This is a genomic window from Arthrobacter pasteuri, from assembly GCF_054510955.1.
Genome location: NZ_JBTNDO010000001.1, coordinates 1,618,489 through 1,641,123, shown reverse-complemented (window position 1 = coordinate 1,641,123; position 22,635 = coordinate 1,618,489). Strand labels below are relative to the sequence as shown.

The 22,635-nt window shown below is 68.6% G+C and carries 21 protein-coding genes and 1 tRNA gene; 9 read left to right on the top strand and 13 right to left on the bottom strand.

Annotation, left to right across the window (positions count from 1 at the left end):
* Positions 1-8: 8 nt before the first annotated feature.
* The 9 genes from ACX80H_RS07695 to ACX80H_RS07655 form a co-directional block, all read right to left on the bottom strand.
* A complete protein-coding gene (locus ACX80H_RS07695) occupies positions 9-1,727 on the bottom strand; it encodes a helicase HerA-like domain-containing protein (RefSeq protein WP_459312274.1) in 1,719 nt (572 codons plus the stop codon).
* A gap of 81 nt (positions 1,728-1,808) precedes the next feature.
* Positions 1,809-3,224 carry an ABC transporter ATP-binding protein gene (locus tag ACX80H_RS07690; RefSeq protein ID WP_459312273.1) on the bottom strand — a complete coding sequence of 472 codons (1,416 nt, stop codon included), beginning with the start codon at positions 3,222-3,224 and terminating at the stop codon, positions 1,809-1,811.
* A gap of 30 nt (positions 3,225-3,254) precedes the next feature.
* Complete coding sequence (locus ACX80H_RS07685) at positions 3,255-4,103, bottom strand: carbohydrate ABC transporter permease (RefSeq protein ID WP_459312271.1); 849 nt, start codon at positions 4,101-4,103, stop codon at positions 3,255-3,257.
* Positions 4,103-5,116: a carbohydrate ABC transporter permease gene (locus ACX80H_RS07680; RefSeq protein ID WP_459312269.1), complete on the bottom strand. Its 1,014-nt coding sequence runs from the start codon at positions 5,114-5,116 to the stop codon at positions 4,103-4,105. Before ACX80H_RS07680 ends, ACX80H_RS07685 begins: the two co-directional genes overlap by 1 nt.
* On the bottom strand, positions 5,113-6,432 hold the full coding sequence (locus ACX80H_RS07675) for an extracellular solute-binding protein (protein ID WP_459312267.1): 1,320 nt from the start codon (positions 6,430-6,432) through the stop codon (positions 5,113-5,115). Before ACX80H_RS07675 ends, ACX80H_RS07680 begins: the two co-directional genes overlap by 4 nt.
* Positions 6,433-6,610: 178 nt before the next feature.
* Positions 6,611-7,042: an aspartate 1-decarboxylase gene (gene panD / locus ACX80H_RS07670; protein ID WP_459312265.1), complete on the bottom strand. Its 432-nt coding sequence runs from the start codon at positions 7,040-7,042 to the stop codon at positions 6,611-6,613.
* A gap of 98 nt (positions 7,043-7,140) precedes the next feature.
* Positions 7,141-7,211: transfer RNA gene (locus tag ACX80H_RS07665), tRNA-Gly, on the bottom strand.
* A 25-nt stretch (positions 7,212-7,236) separates the two neighbouring features.
* On the bottom strand, positions 7,237-7,521 hold the full coding sequence (locus ACX80H_RS07660; protein WP_459312263.1) for a protealysin inhibitor emfourin: 285 nt from the start codon (positions 7,519-7,521) through the stop codon (positions 7,237-7,239).
* Positions 7,518-8,567 (bottom strand): M4 family metallopeptidase, encoded by a 1,050-nt coding sequence (locus tag ACX80H_RS07655; RefSeq protein WP_459312261.1) that lies wholly within the window; start codon positions 8,565-8,567, stop codon positions 7,518-7,520. Before ACX80H_RS07655 ends, ACX80H_RS07660 begins: the two co-directional genes overlap by 4 nt.
* Positions 8,568-8,634: 67 nt before the next feature.
* On the opposite strand from ACX80H_RS07655, the gene ACX80H_RS07650 reads away from it, so the two are divergent.
* Both ACX80H_RS07650 and dcd read left to right on the top strand, forming a co-directional pair.
* Positions 8,635-9,489 (top strand): tryptophan 2,3-dioxygenase, encoded by an 855-nt coding sequence (locus tag ACX80H_RS07650; protein ID WP_459312259.1) that lies wholly within the window; start codon positions 8,635-8,637, stop codon positions 9,487-9,489.
* Positions 9,490-9,522: 33 nt separating this feature from the next.
* Entirely contained in the window at positions 9,523-10,098 is a 576-nt protein-coding gene (gene dcd / locus ACX80H_RS07645) for a dCTP deaminase (protein WP_459312257.1), read from the top strand.
* A gap of 30 nt (positions 10,099-10,128) precedes the next feature.
* Here the strand turns inward: dcd and ACX80H_RS07640 are convergent, their stop codons facing one another.
* A complete protein-coding gene (locus tag ACX80H_RS07640; protein ID WP_459312255.1) occupies positions 10,129-11,517 on the bottom strand; it encodes an MFS transporter in 1,389 nt (462 codons plus the stop codon).
* 194 nt (positions 11,518-11,711) lie between these two features.
* Between ACX80H_RS07640 and ACX80H_RS07635 the strand changes: the two genes are divergently transcribed.
* From ACX80H_RS07635 to ACX80H_RS07605, 7 genes are all read left to right on the top strand, one after another.
* Complete coding sequence (locus ACX80H_RS07635) at positions 11,712-14,696, top strand: Na+/H+ antiporter subunit A (RefSeq protein WP_459312253.1); 2,985 nt, start codon at positions 11,712-11,714, stop codon at positions 14,694-14,696.
* A complete protein-coding gene (locus ACX80H_RS07630; RefSeq protein ID WP_459312251.1) occupies positions 14,693-15,184 on the top strand; it encodes a Na(+)/H(+) antiporter subunit C in 492 nt (163 codons plus the stop codon). The genes ACX80H_RS07635 and ACX80H_RS07630 overlap by 4 nt, the downstream gene beginning before the upstream one ends.
* Positions 15,181-16,791: a Na+/H+ antiporter subunit D gene (locus tag ACX80H_RS07625; RefSeq protein WP_459312250.1), complete on the top strand. Its 1,611-nt coding sequence runs from the start codon at positions 15,181-15,183 to the stop codon at positions 16,789-16,791. Before ACX80H_RS07630 ends, ACX80H_RS07625 begins: the two co-directional genes overlap by 4 nt.
* The gene (locus ACX80H_RS07620; RefSeq protein ID WP_459312248.1) at positions 16,788-17,336 is read left to right on the top strand and encodes a Na+/H+ antiporter subunit E; all 549 of its coding nucleotides are present in this window, start codon (positions 16,788-16,790) and stop codon (positions 17,334-17,336) included. The genes ACX80H_RS07625 and ACX80H_RS07620 overlap by 4 nt, the downstream gene beginning before the upstream one ends.
* Positions 17,333-17,590: an MrpF/PhaF family protein gene (locus ACX80H_RS07615; protein WP_459312247.1), complete on the top strand. Its 258-nt coding sequence runs from the start codon at positions 17,333-17,335 to the stop codon at positions 17,588-17,590. The genes ACX80H_RS07620 and ACX80H_RS07615 overlap by 4 nt, the downstream gene beginning before the upstream one ends.
* A 4-nt stretch (positions 17,591-17,594) precedes the next feature.
* Positions 17,595-18,002, top strand: a complete 408-nt coding sequence (gene mnhG / locus ACX80H_RS07610; RefSeq protein WP_459312245.1) for a monovalent cation/H(+) antiporter subunit G — start codon at positions 17,595-17,597, stop codon at positions 18,000-18,002.
* 160 nt (positions 18,003-18,162) lie between these two features.
* Positions 18,163-18,561 (top strand): response regulator transcription factor, encoded by a 399-nt coding sequence (locus ACX80H_RS07605; protein WP_459312243.1) that lies wholly within the window; start codon positions 18,163-18,165, stop codon positions 18,559-18,561.
* Positions 18,562-18,645: 84 nt separating this feature from the next.
* Here the strand turns inward: ACX80H_RS07605 and ACX80H_RS07600 are convergent, their stop codons facing one another.
* From ACX80H_RS07600 to ACX80H_RS07590, 3 genes are all read right to left on the bottom strand, one after another.
* Positions 18,646-19,545, bottom strand: coding sequence for an NAD(P)-dependent oxidoreductase (locus tag ACX80H_RS07600; RefSeq protein WP_459312241.1), 900 nt, complete (start codon positions 19,543-19,545; stop codon positions 18,646-18,648).
* A 61-nt stretch (positions 19,546-19,606) separates the two neighbouring features.
* Complete coding sequence (locus ACX80H_RS07595; protein WP_459312239.1) at positions 19,607-21,082, bottom strand: four-carbon acid sugar kinase family protein; 1,476 nt, start codon at positions 21,080-21,082, stop codon at positions 19,607-19,609.
* A gap of 97 nt (positions 21,083-21,179) precedes the next feature.
* Positions 21,180-22,562, bottom strand: a complete 1,383-nt coding sequence (locus ACX80H_RS07590) for an MFS transporter (protein WP_459312238.1) — start codon at positions 22,560-22,562, stop codon at positions 21,180-21,182.
* Positions 22,563-22,635 lie beyond the last annotated feature (73 nt).

The following is a 22,635-nucleotide window of genomic DNA, read 5'->3' as shown; positions in this document are numbered from 1 at the left end:
GCCCTGCCTCAGTACCACCGGCGCTTCCGGCGTTTCGTGCCGAACAGACCCCGCGCGAGCTCCCTGCCGATGACGCCGGCGGCCTTCAGGGCAAGTTCGGCCATCTCGTCGCTGTCCGGTCCGTGCTGGGCCGACGGCCGACCCGTGCCGCTCTCCCGCTCGGCGCGAGGGACGCCGCGCTCCCGCTCGTTGTTTCCTGAGCGTCGTCCTCCACCCGGCGAGGGCCGGGACGGCATCCCGAGGATATCCTCCTCGATGCGCTGTGCCTCGGCATCGCGATCGTCCCTGGACATGCCCGCCGGCCGATCGGAAGCCGCGTCGCCGGATGGGCCCGTAGGGACGGAAGAGGAAGCGCCCGGCGGGGCGGCGGGCATCGGCCGACCGGTCAGCTTCTCGTAGGCGGAGTAACCGTCGATCGCCTGGCCGTACTGCGGCAGGAGGGATGACGAGGCGACGACAGCGGGAACCGTTCCCTCCGGCGCCCGGCCCAGAACCGACTCGGGGGAGCGCAGGCGGGTCCACGCCACCGGTGTCGGGGCTCCGCGCTCGTTCATGACGGTGACGACGGCCTCGCCGGTCCCGGCGGACGTCAGGACTTCCGCCAGGTCGTACGGGCTCATCGGGAACGTCGACACCGTGGCGCGCAATGCCTTCGCGTCGTCGGGCGTGAATGCGCGAAGGGCGTGCTGGATCCGGTTGGCCAGCTGGCCGAGGACCTCCCCGGGAATGTCCCTGGGCGTCTGCGTAATGAAGAAGATTCCCACGCCCTTTGACCGGATGAGCCGCACTGTGGCCTGTATCGATTCCCGAAATGCCTTCGAGGAGCCCGCGAAGAGCAGGTGCGCCTCGTCGAGGAAAAACACGAGGCGGGGCTTGTCGACGTCGCCGACCTCCGGCAGCTCGGCGAACAGATCCGCGAGCAGCCACATCAGGAACGTCGAGAAGAGCCGCGGTTTCTGCTGCACGGCAACGAGCTCCAGCGCCGTGATCATGCCGCGGCCATCAGCGGCGCCACGCAGCAGGTCTGCAGTGTCGAACTCGGGTTCGCCGAAGAAAACGTCCATGCCCTGCGCCTCAAGGGTGACCAGTTCGCGCAGGATCACCCCGGCCGTCACCCGGGAGAGGCCGCCGAGTGACGCGAGGGCGCCCTTCCCCTCGTCGGAGGTGAGGAAGCCGATGACAGCGCGCAGATCGGCGAGGTCGTAGAGCTCGAGGCCGTTCCGGTCGGCGTAGTGGAACACGAGCTGCAGGCTCGATTCCTGCGTCTCGTTGAGGTCCATCACGCGGCTGAGGAGCAGGGGCCCGAAGGAGGAAATGGTGGTGCGGACAGGGATGCCGTCTCCATCACCGCCCAGAGAGAGGAACTCGACCGGGAATGCTGTGGGGGTCCAGTCCTGGCCGACGCTCGCTGCCCGCTTCGCCAGTTGGTCGGAGGCGGTGCCCGGACTCGCCAGACCCGTCAGGTCTCCCTTGATGTCGGAGAGGAAGACCGGGACTCCCTGCGCGGAGAGCTGCTCCGCCAGGACCTGGAGGGTCACGGTCTTGCCGGTCCCCGTGGCACCCGCGATCAGGCCGTGCCGGTTCATCATGGCGAGCGGGAGGCGCACCTGCGCGTCGGCGTGGAGTGCCCCGTCCACGAGGGCTGCGCCGAGGTGCAGGGTGGGACCCTCGAAGACGTATCCCGCGGTGATATCGGCGATCCGGGCGGTGGCATCCTGTTCGACCATAGGGCCACACTACACAGCAGGACCGGCACCCTTCCGGGTGCCGGTCCTGCTGTGCCCTGCCGGAGCAGGGCACGCGCGGGGTCAGCCCGAGGTGTGCTTGCCGCCGGCCGCCGTCGAACCGCCGGCCGCAGTCGCACCCCCGGAGCGGCTCACGCCGGCGTCGACCGGCGCGCCGTTCCCCTGTCCGTTCGGGGCGCCGTCCGTCCTACCGGATGTGCCACTGCTGAAACCGGTGCCGTTCCCGTTCCCGTGTCCGTCCGCCTGCTGGGCGATCTCGATCTCCTCGGCCCGCTCCTCGCCGGCCTGGCGTGTGAGCTCCGCGCCCGCCTCCGCGTCGCGTGTCAGGTTCTCACCCGTCTCGGCATCGAACAGGTGGAGCTTGCGAGTGTCCAGCCAGAGCTCCGCCTCACGCCCGCCGCGGATCCGGCTCGCGGCATCCAGGGTGACGACGACCTGCGGGCGCAGCTCGTCGGCGTCCATGTCCCGTGCAAGGTTGTTCAGGAGCTCGCGCATCTCGGGTGCCGGGTCGAAGTTGATGTACCCGTACTGCTCGTTGCCGAGCCACTCGGTGTGTGTCAGCGTCGCATTGAACGTGGAGCCGTTGGACCGCTTGTGGTCCTCCACGAGCTGGGCGTCCTCGAAGAACTCCGGGCGGACACCGACGAGGACGACCTTCTTGCCCGCCGCTCTCCGGGCCTTCTCGGCGGGGATCTCCAGGTCGCCGACGGCCGTCCGGAGGACGTTCCCCTCGAGGGTGGCGGGCAGGAAGTTCATCGACGGTGATCCGATGAACCCGGCCACGAAGAGGTTGACGGGCTGCTCGTACAGTTCACGTGGTGAGGCGATCTGCTGCAGTTCGCCCTTCTTCAGGACGGCCACGCGGTCACCGAGCGTCATGGCCTCGGTCTGGTCGTGGGTGACGTAGACGGAGGTGACGCCCAGCCGGCGCTGCATCTGGGAGATCTCCGACCGCATCTGGCCGCGGAGTTTGGCGTCGAGGTTGGAGAGCGGCTCGTCGAAGAGGAAGGCGTCCGCCTGACGCACGATCGCACGTCCCATCGCGACGCGCTGCCGCTGGCCGCCGGAGAGGTTCGCCGGCTTGCGTTGCAGGTGGTCGGTGAGTTCGAGGGTCGCGGCCGCCTCGGTGACGAGCTTGTCCACCTGCTCGTCCGAGTGCTTGCCCTTGGCGAGGCGCAATGGGAACGCGATGTTCTCGTACACCGTGAGGTGCGGGTACAGCGCGTAGTTCTGGAACACCATCGCCAGGTTGCGGTCGCGCGGTGCCTTGTCGTTGACGCGCTGGCCGTTGATGAGGAGATCACCCTCGGTGATGTCCTCCAGCCCGACGATCATGCGCAGCAGCGTGGACTTCCCGCAGCCGGACGGGCCCACGAGGATGATGAACTCGCCGTCGGCGATGTCGATGCTGACGTCGTTGACGGCGGGGAAGCCGTCGCCGTACTTCTTGACCAGGTGGTTGAGGGTGATTGAAGCCATGGTGCGAATCCTTTTCTTGAACCGGGGGCGTTAGCCCTTGACGGCGCCCGAGGTCAGGCCCGAGACGATCTGGCGTTGGAAGAGCAGGACCAGGAGGACGATCGGGATGGTGACGATGATCGCCGCGGCCGAGATGGCTCCTGTCGGTTCCTCGAACTGCGAGGCACCCGTGAAGAACGCGAGCGCTGCCGGGACGGGGCGTGCCGCCTCGGTGGAGGTCAGCGAGATCCCGTACACGAAGTCGTTCCAGGCGATGAAGAACGCGATGATCGCCGTCGTGAACACCCCGGGAGCGGCCAGCGGCACGATCGCCTTGCGGAACGCCTGCCACGTCGTCGCGCCGTCCACCTGCGCGGCCTGCTCCAGCTCCCACGGGATCTGCCGGAAGAAGGCGGCGAGGGTCCAGATGGAGATCGGCAGGGTCAGCGACAGGTAGGGGATGATCAGCCCGAGCCAGGTGTCGTAGAGGCCGATGGTGCGCCAGAGGTTGAACAGCGGCGTCACGATCGAGATGACGGGGAAGATCGAGACCGCCAGCGCCGTGGTCAGCACCAGCTTCTTGCCCGGGAAGTCGAGCCGGGCGATCGCGTAGGCGCACAGGGTGGCCAGCACGACGGCGATGAACGTGGCGATCAGCGAAATGCCGATCGAGTTGCGCAGCGCCGAGAGGAACAGTCCCTGCGCGTCGCCGACGAGGATCTGCTCGTAGTTGCTCGTCGTGGCTGTGCCCGCGGATGGCAGGAACTTGCCGCTCGTCAGGTCGCTCGGCGCCTTGAACGACGTGGCGAGGATCGAGATCACGGGGAACAGCGCGTAGACCAGGACGAGGACGGTGGCGATGGCCCAGAGGACCTTGCCCCTGGTAGTGGTGTTCGTCATTACTTTCCTCCCTGCGTTCCGGCGAGATCGACCTTGAACAGCTTGATCGCCACGAAGCAGATCAGCAGGACGCAGAGGAACAGGAGGACGGACACGGCGGAACCGAGACCGATCTCGAGCCTGCTGATGGACTGCCGGTAGGCGAGCAACGACAGCACCTCAGTACCGTAGGCACCGTTGGTCATGACGAACACGTTGTCGAAGATGCGGAAGGCGTCCAGCGCCCGGAACAGCACGGCCACCATGATCGCGGCCTTCATGTTCGGGATGATCACCTTGCGCATCTGCTCCCACCAGGTGGCGCCGTCGACCTTGGCCGCCTCGCTGAGTTCGTCGGGCACTTGCGCGAGGCCGGCGAGGAGGAGCAGCGAGATGAACGGCGTGGTCTTCCAGATCTCCGACGCCATGATGACGAACAGGGCAGTGGGTCCCTGCGCGAACCAGTTGAGGTTCTCGTCGATGCCGGGGAGCCAGCTGAACCAGCTGTTGATGTACCCGGAGCTGATGTCGAAGGCGTAGAACCAGGCGAAGGCCGAGACCACGGTGATGATGCCGTAGGGGACGAGGATCGCGGTGCGCAGGAGCCCGCGGACCGACTTCAGGGCCTTGTGCATGACGAGTGCGAGCGCGAAGCCGAGCACGAGCTCCACGGCCACGGTGATGACCGTGATGAGGACCGTGGTCCCCAGGTCCGACCACCAGACGGGGTCGCTGAGGATCACCCCGTAGTTTCCTAGGCCGATGAACTCCCGTTCATCCGGTGCCGTTAGGCGGAACTGGAACAGGGATTCGTAGATGGCCTGCAGGATCGGGTACAGCGTGACGAGCAGCATGATGATGAAGGCCGGGCCGGCGAGTATCCAACCGAGCCGCCGTTCGGCGCGTACCCGGTCGCTGTACTGTTGCGGCGCCCGACGCGTCCTGCCGTTGTCCCTGCCGTTGCCTGCATCGAGGCGCGGGCCGGGGTCGGAGGACGACGCCGTCGTCGTCTTGGCGGGAATGGCGGAGGTCACAGGAGTTGCTCCCCTCGAAGGACCGATGTGATGAAGTCGCTCGACGACCCGGGAGTACTCTCGGGATCGACGGCGCCGGGCGGCGCCCAGGTCTGCTGGATGCCGGTGGAGACCTCGTTGTAGAACGGTGTCTGCGGACGGGGTGCTGCGGCCTGGAGCGAGTCCCTGATCGTTCCGGCCATGGGGAACGACTCTTCGATGCGGGGGTCCTCGTAGGCCTCCGTGTTCGACGGCGGGTTGCCGTTGGTCACGAAGTATTCCGCCTGGTTCTCGACCGAGACGATGCATTGGACGGCTTCGTAGGCCAGTTCGGGGTTGCTGCTCTCGGCGCCGACGCCGAGGTTGATGCCGCCCAGCGGCGGTGCGGCCTCCTCGTCCTCGGACATGCGCGGGAAGATCCCCCAGCCGATGTCGTCGAGGACCGCCTGGTCGAGCGTGCCTGCCTCGACGGCGGCCGAGGTGGCCGGCCAGACGAACGGGTAGTTCACCATGAAGGAGCCGGAGTCACCCTGGAAGCCAATGAGGGAGGAGTTCTCGTCCTGTGTGGGGAGGCCCGGGCCGCCCAGCCCGTCCTTGCCGATCGTGGAGATCACGCGGGCTGCCTCGGTGCCGGCGTCCGAGTCGAGGCCGAGCTCGATCGTGTCCGCCGTGGCCTCGGGATCGACGATGATGGAGCCGCCCGCCGACTCGATGAGCGCGTTCACCCACACCGTCATCGATTCCGCCTGTTTGCCCTGGACGCCGAGTGCCTTGTCCTGGCTCCTGGCGGCCTCCATGATCTGGTCCCAGGTGACGGGCTTGGACATGTCCAGGCCGGCTGCCTCGGCCACCGACTTGCGGTACCAGAGGATCTGCGTGTTGGCCCAGAACGGCACCGTGACGAGCTCGTCCTTCCAGGTGGCCCCGGCGAGGGCGCCCTCGACGACGTTCTCCGTCGTGGCCTGCTGAACCTCCTCCGGGACCGGCGCCAGGAAGCCCGGCTCGGCGAGTTCGGGGATGAAGGGCGGATCGAGGCTCATGATGTCGAGCGACGAATCACCCGCGGCCAGGCGCCGTGCGAGCTGCTCGCGCTGCGAAGCTGCGTCGCTTGGCAGGAGCGAGGTCTCGATGCGGTAACGGCCGCCGGACTCCTCACTGCACTTCTCTGCGATGGCGGCCTGGCCTCCCGCGTCGGGGTTGATGTACCAGGTGAGCGTGTTGTCCGCCTGGGCCGGACCGCACCCGCTCATGGCCAGCGTCCCCATCATCAGGCCCGCCAGTACGGCGGCCTTCGGACGGTTCCTCGTGTCTCTGTGTGTTCTTCGATCCATCGGCATCCGTACCGAGCCTCCACATCCTTGTAGACAACCCGGCTGGCAATTCAATCGAATCGACAGCCTAAGCATGCTTCCTTTTTGACCCTATTCCTAGACGGCCGAAACCGCTAGACAGCCAGCTTACTGTCTCGCAACGGATCGAGTGCCGGAGAGAGGCGCCGGGGTTGGCGGAGAGGGGTCAGGCGGAGACGGTGGAGTTGTCCAGGGCGAAGGGAGGACGCTCGACGTCGCCGAGGATCGCCTCTGCCGGGTCGGAGCCGAGCTCCACGATGCGGTTCCCGGCGTCCACGTGGACGATCCTGGGGACGAAGGCGCGCGCTTCCTCGGTGGTCATCTGCGCGTAGGTGATCAGGATGACGAGGTCGCCGCGCTGCACCAGGTGCGCCGCGGCACCGTTGATGCCGAGGACGCCCGATCCCCGCTCACCGGCGATGGTGTAGGTCTCGAGACGTGCGCCGTTGGTGATGTCCACGATCGACACGAGTTCGCCGGGCAGGATGTCCGCGGCGTCGAGCAGGTCGAGATCCACGGTCACGGACCCTACGTAGTGCAGGTCGGCGTGGGTGACCGTGGCGCGGTGGATCTTCGACTTGAACACTGTGCGATTCATCGCTTCAAGGATACTGCGGAACGCAGGCCGGCAGCAGGGCGGGGAGAGTGGCCTCGCGCACATGCGAGGGCCCCGGAAGCTCCACGGAGGGAGCGGAGAGCGGGCGACGGGAATCGAACCCGCGTATCGAGCTTGGGAAGCTAGCGCTCTACCATTGAGCTACGCCCGCATGCGGTTTGAACCGCCCCATCACCTTACAACAGATCGTCCGGCTTCCCGGGATCGGCTGCACGCGCTCGCTCGATCAGCTCCCGCCACGGATCGTCGAGCCGGTTCTCGGAGAGGTGGACCTCCGTGTACCCGATGGTGATGCGGTAGGTGAAACGGTCCCGCTGCGACCCGGGCTCCACGTCGGTTCCACCGGCCTCGGCCTCCGCGAGGGGCAGCCAGCGCTGTTCGGCCTCGGTCCGGCTGACCTCGAGGGTCCAGGTGCGGGTGAGTCCGGCGAAACCACCCGTGCGGCTGATCTCGATCCTCACACCAACACGCCGACCCGCGACCAGGCGTCGGCCACCGCGTCGGCCTCACGGCTGGAGGCCCCGAAACGTTTACCGGCGGCATCCTGCGTGGCCTTCGCGAAGGTGGGGAAGTCGCAGTCCGACGGGATCCCGCCGTTGAGGACGGTGTCGTACCAGATGCGCCCCGCGCCCTTCCAGGCCGGGCCGCCGAGGGCGGTGGCCGCGAGGTAGAAGGCATGGTTGGGGATGCCGGAGTTGATGTGCACCCTGCCGTTGTCCGACGCCGTCTCCACGTAGTCGGCCATCGTGGCGGGCTGCGGATCCTTGCCGAGGACGTCGTCGTCGTAGGCCGTGCCGGGCGCCTCGAGGGAGCGCAGCGCCGTCCCTTCCACATCCGCGGTGAAGATGCCCGCACCCACGAGCCAGGACGCGGCGGCGGCGTCCTGCCCGAGAGTGCGCTGTTCGACGAGGACGCCGAACACATCGGACAGCGACTCGTTGAGCGCGCCGGACTGGCCCTCGTACTCGAGGTTGGTGGAGTACTGCGTGAAACCGTGCGTGAGCTCATGGCTGATCACCGTCAGGGACGCCGTGAAGCGGCCGAAGATCTCTCCGTCGCCGTCCCCGAAGACCATGCGCTCGCCGTCCCAGAAGGCGTTGTCGTAGTCGGCGCCGTAATGCACGGTCGCCTCGAGCGGCTTGCCGGCCCCGTCGATCGACGACCTGCCGTACTCCTCGCTGAACAGCCGGTATGTGGCACCGAGTCCGTCATAGGCCTCATCCGCGGCGGCGTCCCCGGTGACCGGCGCCCCCTCGGCCCGCACCGGGGTCCCCGGGAGCTCCTCCCGGCCGCCGGCGTCGAAGATGCGCCGAGTCAGCGTCCCGACGACGGCCGAACCGCGGCGGACCGGGGCACGAAGGGCCTCCGAACGGACCTGCAGGACGGGGTCGAGCTCGAGCAGTGCATGGCGTGCCGCGCGGGCCGCGACCACGAGGCGCGGATCACGGAGCGCGGCGAGCCGGGTGAGAAGGTGCGGCGGGACGATGCCGCAGTGGATTCGCTGCATGGGGCCTCCTTGGATTCGTCCCAACGTAGCCCGGCAGACCGACATTCCGCGGACGTAGGCTTGCCGCATGAGTGTCGAGCGCAACACCCGCGACCTGGAGCAGGGCATCGAGCGGGACTTCTCGGACAAGATGAGCTACGGGTCCTATCTGCAGCTCGACAGGCTGCTCGACGCGCAGCACCCCGTGAGCTCGCCCGAGCACCACGACGAGATGTTGTTCATCATCCAGCACCAGACCTCGGAGTTGTGGCTCAAGCTCGTCCTGCACGAGCTCCGCGCCGTGCGCCTCCACCTGCAGGGGGACGACCTGCGTGCCGCCATGAAGGGCATCGCCCGCATCAAGCACATCCAGCGCTCGCTGACCGAGCAGTGGTCCGTGCTCGCGACGCTCACCCCGTCCGAGTACGCGGAGTTCCGAGGCGACCTGGGGTCCTCGAGCGGCTTCCAGTCCTACCACTACCGCGCCGTCGAGTTCCTGCTGGGCAACAAGAACGCCGCCATGATCCAGGTGTTCGACTCCGACCCGGCAGCCCGTGCCCTGCTCTCGGACCTCCTTGCGCAGAGCAGTGTGTACGACGAGTTCATCGCGCTCCTCGCGCGGCGGGGCTACGCCATCCCCGACGAGCTCCTGGGACGGGACGTCACGGTGGCGCACGAGTTCCACCCGGCCCTCGTCGCCGTCTACAAGCAGGTGTACGAGGACGCCGCCGGCAACTGGGACGTCTACGAGGCGTGCGAGGAACTCGTGGACCTCGAGGACAACTTCCAGCTGTGGCGGTTCCGGCACCTGAAGACCGTCGCGCGGACCATCGGGTTCAAGTCCGGGACGGGAGGCTCGTCCGGCGTCGGCTTCCTGCAGCGTGCGCTCGAGCTCACGTTCTTCCCCGAACTCTTCGCCGTGCGCACCGAGATCGGGGGCTGAACCGGGGACTGCAGGGGCTGGTAGTTTTGGACGGTGCTGATCTCAGACCGCGACATCCGAGCAGAACTCGACGCCCAGCGGATCGTCCTCGAACCGCACGATCCCGCGATGGTGCAGCCCTCAAGTGTCGACGTCCGCATCGACCGCTACTTCCGGCTGTTCGACAACCACAAGTACGCGCACATCGATCCCGCCGAGGACCAGCCGGACCTCACGCGCCTGGTCGAGGTGGCCCCGGACGAGCCGTTCATCCTCCACCCCGGCGAGTTCGTCCTCGGGTCCACCTACGAGACGGTGACGCTGCCCGACGACATCGCCGCGCGCCTCGAGGGCAAGTCGTCGCTGGGCCGGCTGGGACTGCTGACGCATTCCACGGCGGGCTTCATCGACCCCGGTTTCTCCGGCCACGTCACGCTCGAGCTCTCCAACATGGCGACCCTGCCGATCAAGCTGTGGCCGGGGTCCAAGATCGGGCAGCTGTGCTTCTTCAAGCTGACCTCCCCGGCCGAGCACCCCTACGGCTCGGGCGAGTACGGCAACCGCTACCAGGGCCAGCGGGGCCCGACGGCATCCCGCAGCCACCTCAACTTCCACCGCACCGACATCTGACGCCCCGGGTCGGCGCGTCCGGTCGCGGGGTCAGGCCTCGGGCACGACGGCGCGCACCACGCGGGAGGGCGGACGGACCGGCAGCAGGACGAGGAGCCCGGCGAGCAGGACCACGAGGATGCCGACCACGCCGTAGAGCTGCGAGCCGAAGATCCCGATGCAGAGGGCGAAGAGCGTCGGGGCCAGGAAGCTGACCGCGCGGCCCGTCGTCGCGTAGAGGCCGAACAGCTCGCCCTCGTCGCCGACGGGTGCGAGGCGTGCCAGGTAGGCCCGGGACGACGCCTGGGCCGGCCCGACGAACAGGGTCAGGAGCAGCCCGAAGACCCAGAAGGTCGTGTCCGAGGTCCACTGCATGCCGAAGAAGGAATACGTTCCCGTCCCGAGCAGGAGGATCGCCGTCCCGGCGACCAGCAGGCCCGTCAGGGCACCCATGATGACGCGTTTGGGCCCGATCCGGTCGTCCAGGAAACCACCGGTCACGGCGCCGGCGGCGGCGATGACGTTGGCGGCGATGGCGAAGACGATCACCATGCTCGCAGAGAACCCGAAGGCGCCCGCCGCGAGGATGCCGCCGAAGGTGAACACCGCGGCCAGACCGTCCCGGAAGATGGCGCTGGCCAGCAGGAAGTAGATCGTGTGGGGGCTCTCCCGGTAGATGGCCTTCACCCGCCGCACCAGCAGCCCGTACGAGGCGAGGAATCCGAGCTGCGCCGCCCGGGCCCTGCGCGGGACCTCCGGCACGGCGAACATCACCGGAAGCGCGAAGGCGGCGAACCACAGCGCCGAGAAGACGGCCACCAGCCGGATATTCAAACCGTTGTCGCTCGAGGCACCCGGCCAGTCGACCACCGGTTGGATGAACACCACGAGGACCACCACGAGCGCCACGATGCCGCCCACGTAGCCCATCGCCCAGCCGAAACCGCTGACCCGGCCGATCGTGGCCGGCGTCGAGATCTGGGTCAGCATCGCGTTGTAGTTGACCCCGGCGAACTCGAAGAAGATGTTGGCGGCGGCGATGAGGGCCACACCGAGGATCAGCATCTCGGAACTCGGGAACACGAGGAAGCACAGGGCCGTCAGCACGACGACGATCAGGGTGTTCACACCGAGCCACAGTCTGCGGCGGCCCCCGCGGTCGGAGCGCTGGCCGGTGACCGGAGCGAGCAACGCGATCAGCAGGCCCGCCACCGCGAGGCCCCACCCGAGCACCTGCGAGGTGCGTTCCTCCCCGCCGAAGGCCTCCGAGGTCAGGTACACCGTGAATACGAAGGTGGTCATGATGGCGTTGAAGGCGGCCGAGCCCCAGTCCCAGGAGGCCCATGCGAGGACGGGCCTGCTGAAGATGCGGCCGGAGCCGACCGCCGGAAGGGGCGCAGGGGGTTCCGCGGGCTGCGGAAGCTGCTGGTGGGTACTCATAGGGTGAATGCTAGCGCCGCAGGACGCCCGTCACGCTGACCCGTCGCGGCGCGCGGAGCAGCGGCTCGGGGGCGCCGGGAGGGAAAGCCCCGGGGAGGCCGGGGACGGCACGGGAGGCCGGTGGCAGGCGGGAGGGAATCCTTCGATAGACTGGCAGGAGCCCGACCGACCCCCAGTGGAAGATCGAGACTCCCATGCTCACCGTGCTGATCGCGATGTTCGCGTTGGCACTCGGGGCGCCTGTTCTCTTTTCCCGGCTTGGCAGGTCGGCGTTCTTCGTCCTGGCCGCCGCACCCGCAGCGGGCTTCGCCTGGCTCCTCCTCCAGCTGCCGGCAGTCCTGGCAGCCGATCAGGAGGCTCTTGCCGGGCCCCGCGCGCCCCCCTCGGTCGTGATCCCCTGGATCCCGACCCTGCAGTTCGAGCTGGCCTTCCGGCTCGATGCGCTGGCCGCGGTGCTCTGCATCCTGATCCTCGGTGTCGGGGCGCTCGTGCTCTTCTACTGTGCGCGCTATTTCAAGGACGACGATCCGGACGTGGGCGCGTTCGGCGCGCAACTGCTGGCCTTCGCGGCGTCCATGGTCGGGCTGGTCACGGCCGACGACCTGATCCTGATGTTCATCTTCTGGGAACTGACCACGATCCTGTCCTACCTGCTCATCGGCTATGCGCGCCACCGCCTGTCCGCCCGGCGCTCCGCGCTGCAGGCACTGATCGTCACGACCTTCGGCGGCCTGGCCATGCTCGTGGGCCTCGTGATGCTCGGCCAGGAAGCCGGAACCTACCGGATCTCCGAGATCCTCGCCGGTGCCGCGTCCCTCGTGGGGCGCGGGACACTCGTCGACGTGGCGATCGCGCTGGTGCTGGTCGGGGCCATCACCAAGTCCGCGCTCGTGCCCTTCCACTTCTGGCTGCCCGGCGCGATGGCGGCACCCACACCCGTCAGTGCCTACCTCCACGCCGCGGCGATGGTGAAGGCCGGCGTCTTCCTCGTCGCGCGCTTCGCCCCGGGATTCTCCGACACCGCCCTGTGGTATCCCGTGATCTTCCTCCTCGGCATGACGACGATGCTGCTCGGCGGGTGGCGTGCCCTGCGCCAGTTCGACCTCAAGCTCGTCCTCGCCTACGGGACGGTGAGCCAGCTCGGATTCCTGACCATGGTCGTGGGACTCGGCGGGCGCGACGGGGCCGTGGCCGGCCTCGGCCTGCTCCTCGCCCACGGCTTCTTCAAGGCCACGCTCTTCCTGGTCGTCGGCATCATCGACCACCACTCGGGCACGCGGGACCTCCGGGTGCTGTCCGGGATCGGAGGTAGCTCACCCGTCCTCTTCGTCGTCGCGCTGGTAGCCGCGGGGTCCATGGCGGGCGTGCCGCCACTGCTGGGCTTCGTCGCGAAGGAGTCGGTGTTCGAGGCATTCGCGCACCGCGCGGAGGACGGCCCCGCCGGGGTGCTCCTGCTCGGCGGGATCGTGCTCGGTTCCATCCTGACCTTCGCGTACAGCGCCCGATTCGTCTGGGGCGCCTTCGCACTGAAGCACGGCGGGCCGCGGACGGCCTTCGAACCGGTCCGGCCCTCCTTCCTGCTAGCACCCGCCGTGCTTGCCGTCGCCTCCGTGCTGTTCGGGATCTGGCCGGCCCCGCTCGACGCCGTGATCCAGCCCTATGCCGCGCTCTTCGCCGGCGGGGGCTCACCGCACCTCGCCCTGTGGCACGGATTCAACCTGCCCCTGCTGCTGTCGGTCGTCACCCTCGGGGCCGGCGTCGCGCTCCATCTCCTGCGTGTCCCCGTCGAACGACTGCAGGGCGGGGCGCCGTCCGTGCGGGAGGCCGAGGCGGTCTACCGCTCCACCGTCGGCGTCCTCGACGACGTCGCCGTCTGGGTCACCGGGCGCACCCAGCGCGGCTCGCTGTCCTTCTACCTCTTCGTCATCCTGGCCACAGCCGTCGTCACACCGCTGACCGCCCTGATCCTGTTCGATGCCCCGCTGCCCTCGGACTTCCGCATTGCGGAGTCCCCGGCGCAGGTCGTCACCGCGGCTGTCATCCTGGTGGGCATCCTCGCAGCGCTGCGGGCGGACAAGCGGTTCATGGCCGTCCTGATGGTCGGCATCACCGGTTACGGCATGGCGGTCATCTACGCCCTCCACGGTGCGCCCGACCTCGCGCTCACCCAGATGCTCGTCGAGACCATCGTGCTCGTCGCGTTCGTCCTCGCCCTGCGCTCGCTGCCGGCCCGGCTGTGGAACCGCGAGGAGACCCGGCACCGGCTGCTCCGCGCCGCGCTGGGGATAGCGTTCGGCGGCATCATGGCGATCATCGCGATGTCGGCCATGGCATCGAGGACCGCGGCGCCCATCTCGCTCGCCTACCCCGAGCTGGCCTACAGGGACGGCGGGGGAGCCAATGCCGTCAACGTCCTGCTCGTGGACATCCGGGCGTGGGACACCCTCGGCGAGATCACGGTGCTGGCAACCGCGGCCACCGGCATCGCCAGCCTCATCTTCATCCGCGGCCGCGGCGACAAGCGACGCCGGGCCGACGGTGTTGAGGACGGATCGGTCGACCGGGGGCAGGAGCCCCTGCACGGCCGTGAGTACGCTGCTCGGACACTGGCGGCCCGGTTCGCCGCCGTCGCCCGGGACCCGTGGCTCGTCGCCGGACGGACCCTCGCGCCCGAGCGCCGTTCCATCATCTTCGAGGTCATCACGCGGCTGCTCTTCCACACGATCATCGTGCTGTCGATCTACCTGCTGATCGCCGGCCACAACCTGCCGGGCGGGGGCTTCGCCGGCGGCCTGATGGCGGGCCTCGCCCTGGCCATCCGCTACCTCGCCGGCGGACGGTTCGAGCTCGCCGAGGCCAGCCCGGTCAGTGCCGGAGCCCTGCTCGGCGTCGGGCTCGCCATCGTCTCCCTCACGGCGGCAGCGCCGCTGCTGTTCGGCGGCGAGGTCCTCGAGAGCTACATCCTGGAATTCTGGCTGCCGGTCTTCGGCGACGTGAAGTTCGTGACCTCCACCATCTTCGACATCGGGGTGTACATCATCGTCGTCGGCCTCGTCCTGGACGTCCTCCGGAGCCTCGGGTCGGAGATCGACGAGCGGAGCGAGACCGATCGCCCCGTCGAGGAAGAGGCCGGGCCCGACGCCCTCGTCCCGCCTGCCACCGAAGGAGTCCGGCCATGACGGTCGACATCACGCTCATCGTGCTCATGGCCGCCCTGTTCGCCGCCGGGATCTACCTGCTGCTCGAACGCAGCCTGACGCGAGTGCTCCTCGGCCTGATCCTCATGGGGAACGGGGCCAACATCCTCATCCTGGCCATGAGCGGAGGCGGCGGGAAGTCCCCCCTCTACGTCGCGGGGACGGCGGCGGAGGACTACACCGACAGCCTGCCGCAGGCCCTGATCCTCACGGCGATCGTCATCACGTTCGCCGTGACCGCATTCATGCTCGGCATCATCTACCGGTCGTGGGTGCTGGGCCGGGAGGACGACGTCCAGGACGATCCGGAGGACCGCCGCGTCGCCGACCAGGACAGCTACGACTACGAGGACGACGCCGACATCGCCGCAGATACCTCCGAGTTCCCTGCCGACGACGACGAAGGACAGGTGGGCGGGCACGACGGCGCAGGCCGCACCGCCCGCACCGGGCCGGGGGGGCCGCGATGATCGCGGCCGACCTGGCGCCGCTCGCCGTCGTCCTGCCGTTCCTCGGAGCGGCCGTCACCTTCATCCTCATCCGGCACGCGCGGGCACAGCGGGCCGTGAGCATCACGACGCTCAGCGTCACCCTGCTCATCGAGGTCGGGATGCTCCTCGCCGCGCCCGGCGCCGGCACCCACGCCGTGACGCTCGGCGGGTGGCAGCCCCCGTTCGGCATCGTGCTGGTGGTGGACCAGTTCTCGGCCCTCATGCTGGTGGTCTCGTCCGCCGTCAGCCTCGCCGTCCTGATCTACGCCGCGGGGCAGGGGATGACGGACGGCGACGAGGAAGGCCCGGTGTCGATCTTCCATCCCACCTACCTCATCCTCGTCGCCGGAGTGTCCAACGCCTTCCTGACGGGCGACCTGTTCAACCTGTACGTGGGCGTCGAGATCCTCCTCACCGCCAGCTACGTCCTCATGACCCTCGGCGGCACCGCGCCCCGCATCCGGGCAGGCGTGACGTACGTCGTCGTGAGCGTGGTGTCCTCGATGCTGTTCCTGATCGCCATCGCGATGATCTACGGCGCGACCGGCACCATCACCATGGCCGACCTCGCGGTGAAGCTCGAGGACGTCGATCCTGCCACGCAGATGGTGCTCCACCTGATGCTGCTGGTGGCGTTCGGCATCAAGGCCGCCGTCTTCCCGCTCTCCTTCTGGCTGCCGGACTCCTACCCGACGGCACCCGCGCCCGTCACAGCGGTGTTCGCCGGACTGCTGACCAAGGTCGGCGTCTACGCCATGGTCCGCGTCGAGACACTGCTCTTCCCGGGAGACCGTATCAACTCCCTCCTGATGGTGGTCGCGCTGCTCACGATGGTCGTGGGGATCCTCGGCGCCCTGGCACAGTCGGACATCAAGAGGCTCCTGTCCTTCACCCTCGTCAGCCACATCGGGTACATGGTCTTCGGGCTCGCCATCTCCACCCGTCTCGGCCTCGGCGCAGCCGTCTACTACGTGGCCCACCACATCACCGTGCAGACGAGCCTCTTCCTCGTCACGGGACTGATCGAGCGCCGCGGGGGAACGGCCAACGTCGACCGCCTCGGCGGCCTCGCGAAGCTGTCGCCGCTCCTGGGTGTCCTCTTCTTCCTCCCTGCCATGAACCTCGCGGGTATCCCGCCGTTCTCGGGTTTCCTCGGGAAGCTCGGACTCATCCAGGCGGGAGTCGAACTCGGGACACCGCTCGCCTACGTCCTGGTCGCCGGGGGAGTGGTCACGAGCCTGCTGACGCTCCTGGTGATGGCCCGCGTCTGGAACCGGGCGTTCTGGCGGAGCCCGGCGGACGCGGAGGATCCCGATCCCATCCTCCTGGCCCGCACGGCGGACGGCTCCGGCGTGGGGACGTCCCATCGCGTCACCGGGGAGGACACGGGGCGCTTTGCCGGCAAGGACCCGGTGACGCTCCTGCCCGGCACCATGACGGGACCCACGATCGGCCTCGTCGCGCTCGGACTGGCGCTGACCCTCCTCGCCGGTCCGCTCTTCACGCTCAGCGACGATGCGGCCTCCGAGATGCTGGACCGCACCCCGTACATCGAGGCAGTCCTGGGACCGGGGGCGGACGGATGACCCGCCAGCGCATACCGCTCATCACCGAGCTTCCCCTCGTCATCTGGCTCGTCCTCGTCTGGGGTGCCCTGTGGCAGGACTTCGGACCGGGCAACCTCGCCTTCGGTGCCCTCGTCGCCTACGTGGTGGTGAATTTCTTCTACCTGCCGCCCGTCGAACTCACCGGCCGCTTCAACGTGCTGTGGGTGGTGCCGTTCCTCGGCCGGTTCCTGTACGAACTCGTCACGGCCAGCCTCCAGGTGTTCTGGCTCGCCGTGAGCAAGGGTCCGTCGCTGCGGAACGCCGTCGTCGCCGTGCCGCTGCGCAGTTCCTCGGACTTCCTCGTCACGGCCACGGGCCATGCCATCTCCCTCATCCCCGGGTCCCTCGTGCTCGAGGTGGACCGTTCGACGTCGACGCTCTACCTGCACTGCCTGAACGTGACGGACGACGCGGGCGCCGACGCGATCCGCCGGGATGTCCGTGCGACGGAGGCCTGGCTGATCCGGATCATGGGAAGCAGCGCCGACCTGGCGGCACTCCGGACCGAGGAGCCAGCGAAATGACGGTGGTGGCATATGTCGTCGGCGGAATACTCGCCGCTGGGGCTGCGCTGGCTCTGTACCGGGCCGTGCGGGGCCCGTCCATCCTGGACCGCGTCCTGGCACTCGACGTCGTCCTCGCCATCATCGGCGCGGCACTGGTGCTGAACATGGTCGTGCACCGGCACCTCGACAACCTGATCCTGCTCGTCGCGATCTCACTGATCGGGTTCGTCGGCTCGGTGACCGTGGCCCGCTTCGTCACGGACAGGAAGTAGCGCCGTGGTCACCGACGTCGTCGTCTCCGTCCTCCTGGTCACAGGGGCGCTCCTGTCCCTCGCTGCGGGCATCGGCCTGGTGCGCTTCCCCGACCTGCTCTCGCGCATGCACGCCGCGACCAAGCCGCAGGTCCTCGGGCTGCTGCTCTTCCTGCTGGCGCTCGCGGTCGAGTCCGGGAGCTGGGTGCTCGTGCCGCTGCTGGTGCTGTGCTGGCTGTTCCAGCTGCTGACGAGCCCGGTCTCGGCGCACATGGTCGGCCGTGCCGGATACCGCACCCGGCACCTCCGGCGCGATCTGCTCACACTGGACGAGCTCGATGACGTCGTGGTGCGGGCGGCGGACGACCGGAACGGGCCTCCCCGACCCCTCCGGGGCAGTGGATACGACGGCGGGCGGAGGGACGGGAGCTGAGCCCCCCGTCCACCGGCGGTCCCTGTCCGGCAGATCCCGGGGCCCGCGGCGTCTGCACTCCAGGGTGCCGACCACGATCCCTGACGTCTTCCCGTCCGTCGCGGGTGGTACCGTCCGGGCGCGGACGGTAAGCTTGCTGCGAATCGAGGAGCGGTGACATGTGAGGCTGGTTTCGGAGTGTGATGAGCGGCAGCGGGTCGCCGTGGTCATCGAGGACGACGCCGACATCCGTCAGTTGCTCGTCATCATCCTGTCCTCGCGGGCCTTCGAGGTGCACGAGGCCGTCACGGGTGCCGAGGGGCAGCGCCTCCTGGACACCGTCGACCCCTCACTCGTCACCCTGGACCTCAATCTTCCGGATGTCGACGGAATCGACCTCTGCGCCCGGCTTCGGGCCGATTCGGACGCGCACATCCTGACGATCTCGGCCCGGCCCCCACTACTCACCGAGGAACAGTGCCTCGCGGCCGGGTCCAACCACTTCATGGCGAAGCCCTTCAGCCCGCGCCTCCTCGGCGCCTACCTCGACGGCGTCTTTCCGCGCGAGGGTGCCGCCTAGGCTGCATCGGTCGACGGGCGAGATCGATCGAGGGCTTCGGCCCGGTCAGCAGGCCTTCGCGGAGAACCCGCCGGGCGGGCAGTGCTAGGCGGAGCGCCTGGTGGGCGAGATGACCCGGATGACCGCCGAGTCGTCCGCTGCGGCCAGTCCCTGCGCCTGGCCGAGCAGGTAGAGCTGTTCCGCGGCGGCGGCTACGGGAGCGGCCATCCCGGCGGCCCGGGTCGCCTTTCCGACGATGCCCATGTCCTTGACGAAGATGTCGAGGCGGCTGAGGACCTCGGCTCCTTCGTCCGAATAGGCCTCGAGCATCCGGGGTCCCCGATTCGAGAGCATGAAGGATCCGGCGGCGCCGGCTTCGAGGGCGGCGAGGGTCCGGGCCGGATCGAGTCCGAGGGCGTCCGCGAGGGCCATCGCCTCGGCTGCGGCCGCGATGTGCACGCCGCACAGCAGCTGGTTGACGGTCTTGAGGGCCTGACCGTCCCCGGGCTTGTCGCCGACGACGGTCAGGGTGGATGCCAGGAGCTCGAGCACGGGACGGGCCGCGTCCAGGGCAGCAGGTTCCGCTCCCACGACGATCAGGAGGTCGCCTTCGCCGGCGCGCTTGGGGCCACCCGAGAGCGGTGCGTCGACCAGTGCGACCCCGTAGCCCGCAAGCCTCTCCACGGTCGCCGGGACGGCGTCGGTCCCCACGGTGCTGGTGAGGATGACGACGGCGCCTTCCCGCAGCACGGGAGCCACTCCCGCGTCGCCGAACAGGACGTCGTCGAGCTGTTCGCCGTTGCGCACGGCGAGCAGGAGCGCGTCGGTGCCGGTCGCTGCCTCCCGGGCGGAGGAGAACGTGCGGATCCCCGCCTCCCGGGCCAGCGCGAGCCTCGGCTCTGCGATGTCGAAGCCGTGGACCGTGAGGCCCGTGGCCAGGCGTGTGGCCATCGGCAGTCCCATGGCGCCGAGGCCGAGGACTGTGACGGAGTAGCTGTCGGTCATGGGTATCGCCATCCAATGCTAGAGCGGGTGCTGCCCGGGGGTCGGAACTGGAGGGTGCTGGTCAGAAGGTCGCGCTGAGTTTCCTGGTGACCTGGGCGAGGGAGGAATCGTCTCCCACATTGCCCGCGAAGACGACGTACGGGATGCCCTTGGCGGGACCGTCCACCGGCTCCCACAGGCTCACGATGCCCGGGAGCATCGGGCCCCGGACGATCGCCCGGCGGATCTGCAGCCCGTGCGCGGCGACGTCGGAGGAGGTGATGCCTCCTTTGGCGATCACGAAGCGGGGCGGGAAGATCTTCAGCGACCGGTTCACGACCGCGACGACGGCGGCGGAGACGGTGCGCGCGATCCGGAGGCTGGCGGCCGCATCGCTGGTCCGGACCAGCAGGCGGCTCGTGTGCAGGATGACGTCGCCCTCCGCGAGGCGTGCCACGACCTCGTCGACGATCCCGTCGAGGTGGCGGGCCGCGCGCTCGTCGAGGAGTTGCTCGACGTCGATCTCGATGATGTGCGCCCGCTGGTGCTGCTCGGTGAGGATGCGGAGCTGCCGGGTCGTGACGCCGACGTGCGAGCCGACCACGATCAGCCCGCCGGCGGTCGACGGCTCGTGTCCGGCATAGGCCTCGTCCCCGGTCAGTTCGGCCCGGATGTCCTGCCCGATCCGGGCCCTCATGAAGGGCGGTCCCACCCGGTACAGCAGCTTCCTGCCCCGGCGTTCCGCCTCGTCCAGCCCGAGGGCGAGGGCGCGCAGGTCGTTCTCGGTGACGATGTCTGCGACGATCGGCGTCCCATCGGTCGCGCCGTCGATGGCGTCCGCGATGGCCTTCGCCGATGCCGCAGCGCCCCCACCCGTGCTGCCTGTGCGGATGATGCCGAGGTCCAGGACGATCACGGAGTCCGCCGGGACCCGTCCGGCGCTCTTCTCCTCCACGTAGTGCGCGAGCGAGGCATTGCGGTAGCCGAAGGTGGCGTCCTGGGCGAACTCGGTGTCCGACACCGGGACGAGCTGGCCGGCGTCGGAAGCTCGCACGTAGTGCACCCCGCCGATGGTAACGCGCCCGGCATCGGGGAAGGCCGGGACGATGACGACGCCGTCGGTCGCTTGACCCGTGGCGTCGAGGACGGTCGCGGCGATCGTGTCGGGTTCGAGGGGGTAGTGCCCGCGCAGGGTCGAGTCCGATCGGCTGACGAAGCCGACACGGATCACCGCCGGTTCGGCTGCTGCGGCGGCCAGTGCGTTACGGACGATCTCCTCGTTCCGGGCTGCCGCGTCCGGCGCGTCGAGGCTCCGGGTGTTCGTGAGCACGTAGACCGCCGGCTTCCCCTGGCGGAAGGCCCACGAGAAGTCCTCGACGTCCCAGCGTGTCAGGACCGGGAGGTCCGCCACGGACTGCGTCCCGGTCGGGTCGTCGTCGAGGACGACGAAGATCCGGGGCGGGTCCTCATGCGAAGCCTGGACCGCCGCTGCCACCTCCCGGGCGGAGATCGGCAGTTCTGCCGGGTAGGCGGACAGGACGTCTGATTCGGTGGTCATGCTGCTCCGTCATGGTGTCCGGTGGAAGCGTGGGGATCGGGGCCGGACCCACCAGCGGCGGTGCGGAGGAATGGTCCGCGCCGCCGCTGATGAGCGATCAGTGGCCGGGTACTGCCGCTGCCGGCTTTTCTTCCTCGGCCAGCAGGTCGTCGGACCGGGACCGCATCTTGCGGGTCAGGAGGAACATCACAGCTGCGAGGAAGGCGAAGACGCCGACCGAGATGGTGCCGTAGAGGCCGGTCTCCGTCGCGTAGCGCTCGTCGATCGCGGTGCGCATGATCGGGGCCACGAACCCGCCGAGGTTGCCCAGCGAGTTGATGAGCCCGATGCCTGCTGCAGCCGCCGTGCCGGTGAGGAACGCCGTGGGGTAGGACCACGTGATCGGACCGCAGGCCAGGAAGCTCGAGACCGAGATCACGAGGAACGCGATCGCCAGGACGGGCATCCCGTTCTCGCCGGCGAACGCTGCTCCGATGGTCGCCAGGCCGGTGGAGGTGTAGAACATCGCGCCCCACGTACGGCGGCGCCGGATGGTGTTGGCGCGCTTGCCGACGTTGTAGCAGACGAACAGGCCGACGAGCCAGGGGATGGCCGAGATGAGGCCGACCTGCCAGAACTCGGCGTCGGGGCTGATGATCCGCTTCACCTGCTGGGGGAGGTAGAACGTGGTGCCGTAGACAGCCACCTGGAGGCAGAAGTAGATGACGGTGAAGTACCAGACCTTCCAGTTCCCCATGGCGCGCAGGATGCCGGAGGGGCCGTCCGTGCTGCGGACCTCGTCCTCCGCCTCCATGACCCGGAGCAGGGCACGCTTCTCGTCCTTGTCGAGCCACTTCGCCTTCTGCGGACTGTCGATGAGGAAGAAGATCGCGGCGATACCGGCGACGACGGCCATCATGCCCTCCGTGAAGAACATGACCTGCCATCCGCGCCACGGCGTGTAGGTGTCACCGAACGAGATCAGCGCACCCGAGATCGGATTGCCGAGCATCTGCGAGAAGGGCTGGGCGAGGTAGAACAGCGCGAACATCTGGACGCGGACCTTGTTGGGGAACCACTCCGAGAGGAACATGATGACGCCCGGGAAGAGCCCGGCCTCGGTCACGCCGAGCAGGAATCGCAGGATGATGAACATGGTGTCGTCGGTGGTGAAGGCGAAGGCCGCGGCGACGAGGCCCCAGGTCACCGCGATCCGGGCCAGCCACCAGCGTGCCCCGAACTTCTTGAGCAGCAGGTTGGACGGGATCTCGAAGATCGCGTAGCCGATGAAGAAGATGCCGGCGCCGAGGGCGAACGCGCCGGCACTGATGCCGCGGTCCATCTCGAGGGCGGCTTCGGCGTACCCCACGTTCGTCCGGTCCAGGAACGCGACGAAGTACAGGATGATGAGCATCGGCATCAGGTGCCGAGCAGCTTTCTTGACGGCGGAGGCAAGCGCGGGGCTGTCCAGGTCGTCTTTGACCGCGTCCGTAGCGGACATGGGCCTCTCCTTAGAGCGTTTGGTGGTGGTGTTGGGTGGTGCGACTCATCCCCCGAGTGACGGGAAGATGAGC